This window comes from Clostridium guangxiense, from assembly GCF_021043395.1.
Classification (GTDB): Bacteria; Bacillota; Clostridia; order Clostridiales; family Clostridiaceae; genus Clostridium_S; species Clostridium_S guangxiense.
Window position 1 is genome coordinate 251543 of sequence record NZ_JAJNKE010000001.1, and the last position, 14628, is coordinate 266170.

Annotated in this window: 15 protein-coding genes; all 15 read right to left on the reverse strand. The window is 29.9% G+C overall.

Annotation, left to right across the window (positions count from 1 at the left end; all coding sequences use genetic code 11):
- Positions 1–122 precede the first annotated feature (122 nt).
- Entirely contained in the window at positions 123–1496 is a 1374-nt protein-coding gene (gene scfB, locus LQK79_RS01295) for a thioether cross-link-forming SCIFF peptide maturase (RefSeq protein WP_231015196.1), read from the reverse strand.
- A gap of 333 nt (positions 1497–1829) precedes the next feature.
- Positions 1830–1970 (reverse strand): six-cysteine ranthipeptide SCIFF, encoded by a 141-nt coding sequence (scfA, locus tag LQK79_RS01300; RefSeq protein WP_053241034.1) that lies wholly within the window; start codon positions 1968–1970, stop codon positions 1830–1832.
- 90 nt (positions 1971–2060) lie between these two features.
- Complete coding sequence (locus LQK79_RS01305; RefSeq protein WP_231015197.1) at positions 2061–2429, reverse strand: TIGR04086 family membrane protein; 369 nt, start codon at positions 2427–2429, stop codon at positions 2061–2063.
- A gap of 138 nt (positions 2430–2567) precedes the next feature.
- Entirely contained in the window at positions 2568–2852 is a 285-nt protein-coding gene (gene yajC, locus LQK79_RS01310) for a preprotein translocase subunit YajC (protein WP_053241036.1), read from the reverse strand.
- A gap of 206 nt (positions 2853–3058) precedes the next feature.
- Entirely contained in the window at positions 3059–4189 is a 1131-nt protein-coding gene (gene tgt / locus LQK79_RS01315) for a tRNA guanosine(34) transglycosylase Tgt (RefSeq protein WP_053241037.1), read from the reverse strand.
- A gap of 19 nt (positions 4190–4208) precedes the next feature.
- A complete protein-coding gene (queA, locus tag LQK79_RS01320) occupies positions 4209–5234 on the reverse strand; it encodes a tRNA preQ1(34) S-adenosylmethionine ribosyltransferase-isomerase QueA (RefSeq protein WP_231015198.1) in 1026 nt (341 codons plus the stop codon).
- A gap of 129 nt (positions 5235–5363) precedes the next feature.
- Positions 5364–6404 (reverse strand): Holliday junction branch migration DNA helicase RuvB, encoded by a 1041-nt coding sequence (gene ruvB, locus LQK79_RS01325; protein WP_231015199.1) that lies wholly within the window; start codon positions 6402–6404, stop codon positions 5364–5366.
- Positions 6405–6416: 12 nt separating this feature from the next.
- Positions 6417–7028: a Holliday junction branch migration protein RuvA gene (gene ruvA / locus LQK79_RS01330; RefSeq protein WP_053241039.1), complete on the reverse strand. Its 612-nt coding sequence runs from the start codon at positions 7026–7028 to the stop codon at positions 6417–6419.
- 88 nt (positions 7029–7116) lie between these two features.
- The gene (locus tag LQK79_RS01335) at positions 7117–7767 is read right to left on the reverse strand and encodes a hypothetical protein (RefSeq protein WP_231015200.1); all 651 of its coding nucleotides are present in this window, start codon (positions 7765–7767) and stop codon (positions 7117–7119) included.
- 250 nt (positions 7768–8017) lie between these two features.
- Positions 8018–9370, reverse strand: a complete 1353-nt coding sequence (locus LQK79_RS01340; protein WP_053241040.1) for an acyl-CoA reductase — start codon at positions 9368–9370, stop codon at positions 8018–8020.
- Positions 9360–10520 (reverse strand): LuxE/PaaK family acyltransferase, encoded by a 1161-nt coding sequence (locus tag LQK79_RS01345; RefSeq protein ID WP_231015201.1) that lies wholly within the window; start codon positions 10518–10520, stop codon positions 9360–9362. Before LQK79_RS01345 ends, LQK79_RS01340 begins: the two co-directional genes overlap by 11 nt.
- Positions 10521–10649: 129 nt before the next feature.
- Positions 10650–11561, reverse strand: coding sequence for a DMT family transporter (locus LQK79_RS01350; RefSeq protein WP_231015202.1), 912 nt, complete (start codon positions 11559–11561; stop codon positions 10650–10652).
- Positions 11562–11720: 159 nt separating this feature from the next.
- On the reverse strand, positions 11721–12461 hold the full coding sequence (locus LQK79_RS01355; RefSeq protein ID WP_231015203.1) for a YebC/PmpR family DNA-binding transcriptional regulator: 741 nt from the start codon (positions 12459–12461) through the stop codon (positions 11721–11723).
- 97 nt (positions 12462–12558) lie between these two features.
- Positions 12559–13203, reverse strand: a complete 645-nt coding sequence (locus LQK79_RS01360; protein ID WP_231015204.1) for a YigZ family protein — start codon at positions 13201–13203, stop codon at positions 12559–12561.
- Positions 13204–13219: 16 nt separating this feature from the next.
- Positions 13220–14620, reverse strand: a complete 1401-nt coding sequence (pdxR, locus tag LQK79_RS01365) for a MocR-like pyridoxine biosynthesis transcription factor PdxR (RefSeq protein ID WP_231015205.1) — start codon at positions 14618–14620, stop codon at positions 13220–13222.
- Positions 14621–14628: the final 8 nt, after the last annotated feature.

Genomic DNA, 14628 nt, shown 5'->3' on the forward strand with positions numbered 1-14628 from the left:
CCCCTTCATTAGGTAAATATAATTATGTGACATAAGTTCTTCAATTATTAATCTAAACTAGTATTTTACAACTATTTACATACTTTTTAATTATACTTCTTATGTTAAATGCAGTCAATACATTATATATTCTGTTCTTCCATAATTTTAGATTTTAATGCAATTGCACATTCTATTCTTTTTTTCTGCATTTTACATCCTAATTCATAAGGTATATGCATGTCCTTATTAAAGTTATAGTTATTAGCCTGACACCCTCCGCTGCAGTAAAATCTAGCCCAACATTCCATACACTTAGGCTTTTTGTATATATTAGCCTCTTTAAACTCATTTGAAATCTTTGTATCTAAATTATCTTCAAATACTGTTCCCATTATAAATTCCTTATTACCTACAAATTGATGGCATGGATAAATATCTCCAGATGGTGTTATTGCCACATATTCATGACCAGCACCGCATCCAGAAATTCTTTTATAAACGCAAGGTCCTCCATTTATATTTATGTTAAAATGATAAAACTTAAACTCTTTTCCTTCCTTATGATTTTTGAGCATTTCGTTATATAGCTTATCATATTGTTCAAAAATTTGTGGAAGGTCTTCCTCTCTTAAAGATAATGGATGTTGCTCAGGTAAAACTACAGGCTCTACGGATATTTCATCAAATCCCTCTTCTGCAAGATGTTTTATATCCTCAAAGAAATCAGTGTTATTCCTAGTAAATGTTCCTCTTGCATAGTATTGTTTTGACTTATCTCTCATATTAACCATCTTTTTAATTTTAGGAAGAATAGAATCATAACATCCACTTCCGTCAACTCTTACTCTTACTTTATCGTTTACTTCTTTCCTTCCATCTATACTCAACACAATGTTTCCCATATTTTTATCAAGATAATCCATTATTTCATCTGTCAAAAGAGTTGCATTAGTAGTCATTGTAAATCTTATGTTCTTATTTTCTTCTCTTTCTCTTACTTTAGCGTATTCTACTATTTCTTTAACAACATCAAATGCCATAAGTGGTTCTCCACCAAACAAATCCACTTCTATATTCTTTCTTGGTCCGCTATGTTTAATTACAAAATCTATAGCTTTTTTTCCTACTTCAGCAGACATTATTTCTCTACAGCCTTTGTATTCTCCTTCATCTGCAAAACAATACTTACATCTCAAATTACAATCATGTGCTATATTTAAACATAATGCTTTTATAAATGATGGACCCTGTGATATTTTACCTGCTATATTATCATATAAATCCTTAGAATAAAGATTTTCATCTTTTATAAGTTCCTGTATTTCATCATAAGCTTCTGAAACTTGGTTTTCATCATACTTATCCTTTAATCTATTTATTAATTCATTTTTTGTTTTAAATCCGTCTTCATCAAGCATATCATAAACTAAACTGTCAACTAAATGAATAGAACCAGAATTAACATCTATTACGTACATGTCATTATCTTGAATAAATTTATGTATTAATGCCAATTTATTTTCCTCCTAATAACTTTTATTTTATCTGTAACAAATGAAAATTGAAAGGACTAAAAGCCCTTTCAATCCTTACAACCTTTTACATTATGAAAATATATAATAAATTTTAAGTATAGATAAACCGCTTCAACTATTGAAATTTATGTGCACTATAATGCCCAGAAGACGGCATTTTGTTACAAATAAATTTCAAGTTTCAAGGTGGTTTATCTTTAGTTAAAACACCTAAAACTTAAAAATTGATCACCTCAAAACATCACATATTAAGATATCATAAGTTAATCGAACTTAATGTTCTAAGTAGTTTGTCCTCATCTTAAATAAAAATTATTTACTTTCACAAGCTAAATTTGCAACAGTACATGAAGTTTTACATGCTGATTGACATGAATTTGCACACTCTCTGCATCCAGGTTTTTTTAAACTTTCCCTTATGTTAGATTTATTAATACTTTTTATATGTTTCATTTATAATTCCTCCATTCATAAAGTTTTCCGTATGATTATAACATAATTTGCACTTTAAATAAAGTATTGCTAATTAATCTTAAATAAATGTTAAATATTAATACCAAGCATTCCAGAAAGAGTACCAACTAAAACTGCTAAAACAACCCTTATAAAATCTCTAACTTCAAGTTTACTACTTGAACCACATATTATGGATACAATATAAAAAATAACAATATAAAGAATGCCTACCAAAAGTCCATTAAGCCATCCTTTTTCACCAGATTTCTTAGAAGCATAAATAGCACCATACATTATACTTATAAGTGTAGAAACCATAATTACCATATTTGTTATGCCATCTGAGAAATGAATCTTAGTTGATATAAAAGCAAATATTAGAATTACAATAAGCGTAATTACAAATGCCCTTAAAACTCCAAGTGATGCTGAAACACATATTTTTACATTGTCCACTAATAAAACACCCCCTGTCCAATTAATAGAAACAGATTTTTATATGTTTCTAAAGATAAACCACCCTGAAACTTGAAACGGTTTATCTATAATATTATTTATGTAGACAAGAGATCTTTTATTACTAAAGATTATATTCTATTTAGTCTCCTCAGCTTTTTTAGTTAATACATTTCCTATTGCACTTTTCTGAACTTTTAACCTAGTTTTGTCTGGACCACTTTGAATAACTAAATAATTGTCCTGTATATTTACAATCTTACCTAATATTCCTCCACGTGTAACAACTTCATCATTTATTCTAAGTGAATCCATCATTTGCTTAAATTTCTTTTTTCTCCTAGATTCCGGAACCCACAAAGCTAAATAAAAAATTCCAAGTATAACTACAAAATAGATAATTGTCATTGCTGTTGCTGACATAATATCACTCCTTTTTATTATATAATTATTTATCTCTTTAATAAAATTCAATAGGACTAACATATTGAATTTTATTAAAGATTAAAGTTTCATAAGCTAATATTTAAGAGTTACCATAACGAAATTTAAGTTATACATGCTTCAAAAACAACATATTTAAGACATTATGATGCATACATAACTTAATAATTGAGTCGGCAATCCTATTAAGCTCTGCCATTCCAAAGTCTCAATTTTTCTTCTTTAAATTCCTCAAAATAATCTCCATCAATAGCATCTCTTATATCCTTCATAAGTTTGTTATAAAAATAGAGATTATGTAAAACACAAAGTCTCATTGCAAGCATTTCTTTTGCCTTAAACAAATGTCTTATATATGCCCTTGTGTATCTTCTGCATGTTGGACAATCACAACCTTCATCTATAGGTGAATCATCAAGCTCATACTTAGCATTATTTAAATTTATCTTTCCATACTTAGTAAATACATGTGCATGCCTTCCATTTCTAGCTGGTAAAACACAATCAAAAAAGTCTACCCCTCTTGACACTGCCTCAAGTATATTACTTGGAAGACCAACCCCCATAAGGTATATAGGCTTATCCTGTGGAAGGTATGGAACAACGGAATCTATTATTCTATACATCTCTTCATGAGTTTCTCCAACCGCAAGACCACCTATAGCATAGCCATCAAGATTCATTTTAGCTATTTCCTTCGCATGCTCTATTCTTATGTCATCATAAACTCCACCTTGATTTATTCCAAATAACATCTGTTTTTTATTTATAGTATCTTCAAGTGAATTAAGTCTATCCATTTCATTTTTACATCTAACAAGCCACCTTGTTGTTCTCTCAACAGATTTTATAACATAATCTTTAGGTGAAGGATTTTTTATACACTCATCAAATGCCATGGCAATCGTGGATCCAAGATTACTTTGAATTCTCATACTTTCTTCAGGTCCCATAAAAATCTTTCTTCCATCTATATGAGAATTAAAGTAAACTCCTTCTTCCTTAATTTTTCTTATATTCGCAAGTGAAAATACTTGAAAACCACCAGAATCTGTGAGAATAGGCTTATTCCAATCCATAAACTTGTGAAGTCCACCAAGTTTTTTTACAATTTCATCTCCAGGTCTTAAACTCAAATGATATGTATTAGAAAGTTCTACCTGGCATCCTATTTTTTCCAAATCTTCTGATGATACAGCTCCCTTAATGGCAGCTAAAGTTCCTACATTCATAAAAACAGGTGTTTCTATAACTCCATGAGGCGTTATAAATTCTCCTCTTCTTACTTTTCCTGTTTTTTTCAAAAGTTTATACAACTTTTTCTTCCTCCTCAAGCTATTTTATAAACATAGCATCCCCAAAACTAAAAAATCTATATCTTTCTTTAACAGCTTTTTCATAAGCATTAAGTATTATTTCTCTTGTACTAAGTGCACTTACAAGCATTATTAAAGTAGATTCAGGTAAATGAAAATTAGTTATAAGGGCATCGACAATCTTATATTTATATCCTGGATAAATATAAATATCTGTCCAACCAGATTGTTCTCTAACTCTTCCATCTTCACTTGCTATTGTTTCCAAAGTTCTTGTTGATGTTGTGCCAACTGAAATTACTCTTCCACCATTTTTCTTAGTTGCATTTATAATGTCTGCACTTTCCTTTGATAAAATATAATATTCTGAATGCATATGGTGTTCTTCAATCCTATCAACTTTTACAGGTCTAAATGTACCTAGACCAACATGAAGAGTTAAAAATACAATTTTTATTCCTTTATCTTGTATTTTATTTAATAATTCCTCTGTAAAATGCAGTCCTGCAGTAGGTGCAGCCGCTGAGCCTTCATTTTTAGAATAAACTGTTTGATACTGTTCTTTATCCTCTAATTTTTCAGTTATATATGGTGGAAGTGGCATTTCACCAAGTCTATCAAGAATTTCCTCAAAAATTCCTTCATAATGAAATTCTATAACTCTATTTCCATCATCACTTATTTTTTTTACCTCAGCTTCTAAACTTCCATCTCCAAATGTGAAAACCGTTCCTACCTTTGCTCTTCTACCAGGTTTAACAAGTGTTTCCCAATTATCTCCTTCAAGCCTTTTAAGAAGCAAAAATTCGATTCTCCCACCTGTTTCCTTTTTAGAGCCTATTAATCTTGCTGGCATAACCCTAGTATCATTTAATACCATGCAATCTCCTGGATTCAAATAGTCTATTATATCCTTAAAAATTTTATGTTCAATCTCTCCTGTTTTTTTATCAAGTACCATAAGCCTACATTCATCTCTTACACTTGATGGATGCTGGGCAATTAACTCCTTTGGTAAATAATAATCAAAATCCTTTAATTCCAAAGTTCAAACTTCCTTTCATTCATATGTAAAGATAAACCCCCTGAAACTTAAAATTTAATTGTACCAAGATGCCACGCATTAAGGCATTTTAGGTACTTAAATTTTGATAGTTGAAGTGGTTTATTAATATTAATTTTTTTCTTTATCAAATACTGAACATTGTCTTCCATCAATATTCTTTATATAAGGTTTATTTAAATGTTTATATGCCTTTTCAGTTGCAACCCTTCCTCTAGGAGTTCTAACAATAAACCCCTTCTGCAAAAGATATGGTTCATATACATCTTCAATTGTATCCAGTTCTTCACCTATAAAATAAGCTAGGGTTTCTATGCCAACAGGTCCTCCATTAAAATTATCTACTACTGCTTCAATTATCTTATTATCAATACTATCAAAGCCTTCTTTATCAACCTCTAAAAGTTCAAGAGCCTTTTTTGAAGATTCCAAATCTATAATACCTTTACCTTTAACCTCAGAGTAATCCCTTACTCTTTTTAAAAGCCTATTTGCTATTCTAGGCGTTCCTCTTGAACGTCTTGATATCTCATAAGCAGCTTCTTCCTTAATTTCAATATTTAAAATTGAAGAAGATCTCATTATAATCTCCTTAAGTTCTTCACTGGTATAGAACTCCATAGGACATAATACTCCAAACCTGTCTCTTAAAGGAGATGTTAAAAGTCCAACCCTAGTAGTAGCTCCTATTAATGTAAATTTAGGCAAGTCTAATCTTATTGATTTAGCAGCAGCACCTTTTCCTAGTATTATATCAAGAGCATAATCCTCCATTGCTGGATAAAGTATTTCCTCAACACTTCTATTAAGCCTATGTATTTCATCTATAAAAAGCACATCAAATTCAGAAAGACCTGTAAGTATTGCCGCTAAATCTCCAGCTCTTTCAATAGCAGGTCCTGACGTAATTTTAAGATTTCCTCCCATTTCTCTGGCTATTATATTAGCTAAGGTTGTCTTTCCAAGACCAGGTGGACCATACAACAAAACATGGTCTAATGCCTCTTTTCTTTTTCTTGCAGCTGTGACAAATATATTCATTTTTTCTTTTACTTTATCCTGACCTATGTATTCTTCTAAATTTTGAGGTCTTAAACTATATTCAGAAGAATCTTCACCCAAATTTAATGCTGTCAGAATTCTATCTTCCATAATTAATCACCATCAATTCATTAGAAATTTCAAACAGCCTTTAATAATATTTTCTATACTTTCATTCTTGTCCACCATATTAACAGCTTTATCCGCCTCTTTTTCAGAATATCCCAGTGAAATAAGTGCAAGTTTGGCATCCGAAATTTTCTTATTCTTATCAAATTCTTCGCTATTGTAATTTTCATTATCTTTATCCAAGTTCTCTATATCCATTTCCTGTGAACTTATTTTATCTTTCAACTCAAGAATTATTCTTTGTGCCATCTTCTTGCCTATACCGGGAGCTTTAACAAGCATCTTTTCATCCTTCATTATAATTGAATATTTAAGCTTATCAACACTACATATTGATAAAAGCGATAATGATGCTTTTGCTCCAACTCCATTTATAGTTATAAGTTTATTAAACATTTCAAGCTCTGACTCCGTCACAAATCCATAAAGACCTATAAAATCTTCCCTCACTATTTGCATAAGATAAATAAGTGTATCCTCACCAATTTTTGGCATATTAGCCATAGTATTGCCCGACGTAAATATTTTATACCCTATTCCGTTATTTTCTACAATTATGTAATCTTTATTTATACCTACAAATTTTCCTTTTATATATTCGTACACGTTCAACACATCCTTTTTACATGAACTAAAAAACAATCCTGCGAAAATTCATGCTTATGTAATGCAATAGCAAAAGAAAACCTACAGACTAATCATAGCCTGCAAGTTTTTTAGCATCATTTTTAGATCCAAAAACCAATAAGCCTTTTTTAAGCTGCAAAATAGTTTCTGCTTTTAAATCACTTACCTTTTTATATGCAACAACATTAGTATCCTGAAGTTTGCCACCACTATCTACCTTATATACATGTATAAGATTATCATTTTTACTTGGCATCAATACAAAAACCCCATCAACTTCAGGATTATTTATATAATTATTTTTTATAACTTCAACTTTCCTATCATTGTCCCATATTACAGTATATCCCTGTTTTTCATAACTATCAGCAAGTTCTTCTCTGGACATATTTTGTTTGTTTTCATGCTTAGCATTCGTCTCTTCACTAAATTTTAAGACACTATTTTTTGTTTCATCATTAGGATTAAATGTAACATTAAACTCTTCCTTTAATATTACAAATGAATCACCAACGCCTTTATTACTATTTCCAGTTGAAACATACTTTGACTTTTTAACTTGCTTTTTACCTGTTATTTCACTTATAATATTTCCTATTTTACCTTTTCCATATGACAACTTTTGAGCTATATTATTTCTATATCCGACACAAAAAAAAGTAGAAAAAACAACAAATAAAATTATACATACAATTGCAATTTTTTTACGTAATGTCATACTATCCCTCCTCTTTATTGGATAGTATTGACATTTTTTTTATTTTTATTCATCATCAATATATTTTTATAAATAACATTCTAAATAGCTTTATCTATATAGTGAAACATTGCACTCTGGTGTATATTATATATCAACTATATATAAAATTGCAACACAATATATTTTATGTAAAATAAAGTTCACACTTTTTCTATAGATGTACAACTTGGAATTTATAATTTTAAAATTCCAAGTTGCTCATCCATAATTAAACTTGCCTACTTACTAGTAAGGTCATATCATAAAGATTATGAATACCATCATGAGATGTTCCAGGATAGTGCAATGTCATATATCCAGGTCTAGTAACTGCACTAACACCAAGCAAAGTCATTTTTTCAATAAATTCTTGATTATCTCCACTATACCCCATAGTTTGAAGATAATCTGCAATGTTTTCTTTTACATATTTATACACTTCATTATCATTCGAGTATGGACATACAAAAACAAATCTATAAAAGCATCTATTTATATCTTCTTTATCGGGCATATCCTTAGTCAATATTACAGTGTAATCAGCATTGTAGGATGAATATAATTTTGCATTATCTTCCCTTAAGCTATGTTTAATCATACAGTATTGTCTATCTTGAATTGTCTTAATAGAATTCCAAGCATTTAAGTATAGCTTTGGCACAGTGTTTGTCATTTCTCTTAAATTATCTGAAAGCTTCTGTGAAAATTCCTCTAAGTTTATATTTTCATTTACAAATACTATTCTAGGAGATAAGCACGCCTTTTGCTCCCAACATACAATATCTTTAGCAATAGCGTTAGTGCATTTTAATATATCCTCTGCTCTATCAATGACCTCAAAACTAATTTTAGCGCCATGCATTATTATGTGTTTATTATATTTCGAGCATAAATTTGCCATTATTTCACTTGATCTTTCTCCACCCCAATGTATGACACAATCGCTTTTACTTACTATATTTTCGTATATATTTTCTTCTTTACTATCGAAATAAACAATTGAAAGTCTATCTTTTACAGTTGAATCAATTTCACATAAACTTTTATAAAATGCATATGAAAAATAAGGTTCGTCTCCTGATACCTTAACTAAGTTTACACTTTTAGATAATAAACCCATTGCAATGCTCATAATAACAACTACAAATGCATTACCAGATATATTGTGAAAAATCAATCCTCTTGGCTGCCTATGTGCATACCCATAACTGGTTTTTATCCATTTATCCATTATGTTTAAATCGCCTAATTCCTCTTCAATAGTTTTTTCTATGTTTTCTTTAAGCAGCATCCTCATGTTGTTTTGCATTTCATATTCTATAAGTTGAACACTCTGATTAGTTATTTTAGATAATATTTCTGCACTTCTCCTTGAATATTCCCTATCAAGCCACTTTTTCGCACATTTATCAAGTAAATCAATTGTGGACTCAGTATCGGTTTCATGAATCATTGTCCTATTTTTATTAAGCCTTTCTATTTCTTTTAAAACATCCTGTTTCTTTGACATATTTAACTCTAATTTTAAGCCATTAAAATTTTTACTTACTACTTCACTACCACATTCATAATTAATTTTCACTTTTATTCCCCCCTACATTAAGAGTTGCACCACAGCCTTTTGCCTCAGAGCCTTTAACTCTTCCAAGTATTTTAATGACCATCCCTTCTCTTCCGCATTCTGGGCATCTGTCATTTGAAACTATTTCTGCAAGATCATCTACAAGTACAGAAGCACCAGCAAAGGATGATGTACCGTAAGCATTTAGCATTTGTAATAGACCCTTGTCATGAACATTATGAAGTGGCTTTAAAGTTTTTACATCCCTTATAATAACTCTTCCCCATTTAGGAATATGGAAAAGGTAACTTTTAAATTTAGGAGAATAATGACCTGTTATTGGGAAACTATTTTCAGTAAAGGAATACGTATCAACAAAATTTTCCTGTGGAATACCTAAAAATTCTGAAACTTCCTCTACAAATCTCCACCTTTCTATTTTACTTCCGGTAGATATACTTCCTTTTTTTCCATCCCATCCACCACCTCCTGTGTGCACTAAAGCTTTCGCTCCGAGTTTCACCGGCTTCATGTATTTTTTAAGATATTGGACTGCATTGTAAATAAGTATTGTAGATCCCCTTAATGCGAGGTGGTCATTTTTGCCATCATGTGTTTTTATAAAATTTTCAAAAGCATCAACATCAATTTTAAACTCTTCCTCATAAGGTTTAAGTAAAAATACTGGCTTGTATTTGAAATCAAATATATCCATAAGTATACCAAGTATGTTTCCTATATAGGATTCAGTTGGCTTGTCCATTATTCTTATACTTTTATAGTGTTTCATATCATATGGTGTAGGATAAAAGACACAGTTATAATCACAATATGGATCAAGTATTTGATTATCAAGTGCAAATACTTCCTTTAACTTGTTGATGTCCTCATTCCTTCTACCAACTATACTTGGATCTCCACTAGTGCTGCTTGAAACTGTCCATTTATCAAGTTTATCAGGAGATATTCTTAAAAGATCATAAAACATATTGGCAGATTTTTTAAAAACAGTCGTAACTAAAAATGGAACTTTTTCTATACTGCTCTCATCTGAAATATCTACTTTAGGATTATAATTTTGACTTTCGCATATTACTTTATACGCTTTACATTTCTCGTACTGGTCAACAATGTTTTCTTTAAAATCACATAAAAAATCTAAATTAGCCATAAGACAATCCTCCATATCCAAATTATACAATTTATTACATCACCTAAATATTACAACTCATATTTTAAAATGTAAAATTCTATAATTACAAACTAAATTGACCTTATAGCATATTATTTAACATATACTTCATTTATTATCATTTATTGTAATTTTAGACTCATCAGTATAATTAATTTTTATTTGAGATATAATAATTCCTAAAAACATTAATATGCACCCTACTGCAGCTTTCTCCTCAAGTCTTTCATCTAAAATTAGAAATCCACCTACAGCAGCAAACACAGACTCAAGACTAAGTATAATTGACGCACTAGTTGGTTCCACACCTTTTTGACCCATAATTTGTAAAGTATACGCTATGCCAACAGAGAAAACTCCGCCATATATAATTGGAACTGAAGAACTCAATATATTTTGAGCATTTACTCTCTCCGTAATAAGAGAAATTATTATACTTACAAATGAGCAAGTAAAATACTGAAGAAATGCAAGTTTTAATGAATCTACTTTTTTGGATACATAATCTATAAACAAAATATGAAGTGCAAAGAAAAAAGCACTTGCAAATACCAAAAAGTCGCTTTGAGATACAGAGAATTTCTTATTTACGCACAAAAAATATAAACCAACAGCTGCAACTAAAGCTCCCATTATAGAATTAATTTTTATTTTACTTTTTGATATTGCTATTCCCATTATAGGAACAATTACTATATATAAATCTGTAATAAAACCAGCTTTTCCTGCTTCTGTATTTATTAAACCTACTTGCTGAAAAGATGAACCAGCAAAAATCAAAATTCCCGCAATTATTCCATAAATAAGGTAAGTGCTTCTACTAGCAACTTTTTCTTTATTAGTGCTTTTGCCTTGAAAAATTATCATAGGCAATAATGAAATTGCTCCAAGTCCAAATCTTATACCATTATAAGCAAATGGTTCTATATATTTCATACCAACTCTTTGAAAAGCAAACGCAAACCCCCATATCAAAGCAGCAAGTATAAGAAACATATGGTATTTATATTTTTTTATCATTTTTATTCCCCCATTTATTTATAAGATTTTATTTTATACAAGCGCTATTTTTACACTTATTTAAAGCAACGTCATTCGCAAATAAAAAAAACACTTTCAGAAAATATATGTATGAATATATTTTATGAAAGCATTTAATAGAATTTTATTTTATAAAAACTATTCTTCAAAATCATCAGGGAATTCAGCATTATGCCAAACATCCTGAACATCATCATTATCCTCAAGTTTATCAACTAATTTTTGAACTCTTTCTGCATCTTCCATTGATAAGTTTACTGTGTTATCAGGTATCATAGTTATTTCTGCAGATTCAAACTCAAAATTTTCTTTTTCAAGTGCTTCTCTTACACTTGAAAAATCTTCTTGAGAAGTAGTAATTACAAAAACTTCCTCTTCAGCTGCAAAATCTTCAGCTCCAAATTCTAACACTTTCATCATGAGCTCATCTTCGTCCATACCATCCTGCCTCTGCATTACTATCTGACCTTTTCTTTGAAACATCCATGAAACGCAGCCATTAGCTCCTAAGTTTCCACCATTTCTATCAAATAAACACCTTACATCACTTGCACTTCTATTTTTATTATCAGTTAAAACATTAACAAGTATAGCAACTCCAGCTGGTCCATATCCCTCATACATTATTTCCTCATAAGTTACACCTTCCATGTCACCTGAACCTTTTTTTATTGCTTTTGTTATTGTATCCATAGGCATATTAGCTGCTTTAGCCTTAGCTATACAATCTCTTAATTTTGAATTTCCGTCAGGATTAGCTCCACCTGTTTTAACGGCAACAGCTATTTCCTTACCTAATTTTGTAAATATTTTCCCTCTTTTAGCATCGATCTTACCTTTTTTAGCTTGAATATTATGCCACTTTGAATGTCCTGACATACTTTTTCCTCCTAACGCACATCTATATATTACAAATATGTATAACATATTCACAGTCACGATTAATATTATAACACAAATATAGTTTTAAGTTCAATTATTCCATTACCAATCTATTCTTTGCTTTAAAGTAATATTTTTCTTCTTCAATTTTGAATTCACATTTTCCAGAGCAAAGCTCTAGTAAATCTCTTTTTATAGCTTCTAAATATTGGGTTTCACAAATGAATACTATTTTAACTTTATCTGTATATTCTATATTTTCAATATGCCAATTCTTAATGGAAAAGTGATATTGAATTTTTCCAAGAAGTTCATAACTTGTAATTATATTAATTGCTGAACCTTTAACTCTTTCTACTATTCCACTATCATTTACTGCTTCCGAGGCCCCTTTTGAATATGCTCTAACAAGTCCTCCCGTTCCTAAAAGTATTCCACCAAAATATCTTGTTACGACTATTGCTGTATCTGTTATACCGTTCTTCTTGATAACATCTAAAACTGGAACTCCTGCTGTGCCCTGCGGCTCTCCATCATCAGTACACTTTTGTATAAGCATATTTTCTCCAACTATATATGCATATACGTTATGTGTAGCATCCTTGTGCTCACTTTTTATTTTATTTACAAACTCTTTTGCCGCTTCTTCTGTTTCAACGCGTTTTGCATGACCAATAAAAATAGATTTTCTTTCTTCAAATTGTACACAGGATTCTTTTATTATCGTAAAATAACTCATATTAATCTACACTCCACTATAAAATATCATTTATTACATTAATGCCTTTTAATATTTTACCTTCATCAGTCTTAGAAAATCCAACTTTAAAATACTTTAATCCATCATCATTATTTTTATAAAAAAATACACCTGGAGTTATTAAAACTTTTTCTTGTCTGCATTTATAAAACAAATCAGTACAATTTAAATTTATCTTATCGTTTATCTTTAAATAAAAAGTAAAACCTCCACCTGGGTCATTAACTTCTACCTTGTCCCCAAGTATATCCTGTAGTTTATCATGCATATAGTAGTATCTGTTTTTAAATAAACTATTTATTTTGCTTATATAGCTTCTCCAGTATCCATTTTTAATATATAAATCTAAAGCTCTTTGCATAAGACTTGATGTAGATATATCCGTAGTCATCTTTGAATTTTCTATCTGCTCTACAAGCAAATCTGGCATTATTAAATACCCTATTCTGATTCCTGGAAGAAATATTTTTGAAAAACTTTTAATATATATTACCCTATCTTTAGTATCTAAACTTTTAAAACTTACATATCCAAAATTATCTTTATATTGAATTTCTGAGAGATAATCATCCTCAATAATATAAAAATCATATTTATCTGCTAATTTTAGTATTTCCTTCTTTTTTTCAGTGCTATAAGATATGCCAGTTGGATTTTGAAAATAAGTCATGGTATAAAAGCACTTTATATAATTCTTTTTAAGTATTTTTTCAAATTGATTTAGATCTATACCATCATCATTTAAGTCAATTTCAAAAATATTAGCTCTTCTCCATTTAAATACAGATAAAGCTCCACTATAAGTAGGCTTCTCAAGAGCAACATTATCATTTATATTGACAATTGCTTTAGATATTATATCTATACCCTGCTGTGCACCTGATACTATAATTATTTTATCCTCATCAATTGCTCCATCCCATAGGTATTTACTTATACTGTTTCTAAGTCCTTCATATCCTAATGTCTCTTGATAAACAAGCGCATTAAGCCCGTCTCTTGTTAAGACCTCATTTACCACGCTTTTGAAGTTTTGAATAGGGAAATATTCTCCACATGGATTTTCCTCTGCAAAATCTATATACATATCTGATTTTTTCTTATCCATTTTTTTAAACAAATCAGAATAATCTTTTTTCAATTTTATATATGCATCTTTTGTTTTAGCGTAAGTTCCACTTCCCATTTTTATATATGCATATCCTTCATTTTTAAGTTTTCTGTATGCACTTATTATAGTATCGTTGTTCACATTAAGCGCCTTTGCAAGTACTCTTATTGTTGGAAGCCTTTCTTCATTTCTTATTTTTCCATTATCAATAAGTGATTTTATATGTCTTGAAATTTGAATATATTTTGGGATTTCTTCTTCAAAATCCATATTATATTTTTCCATAAGTTCAC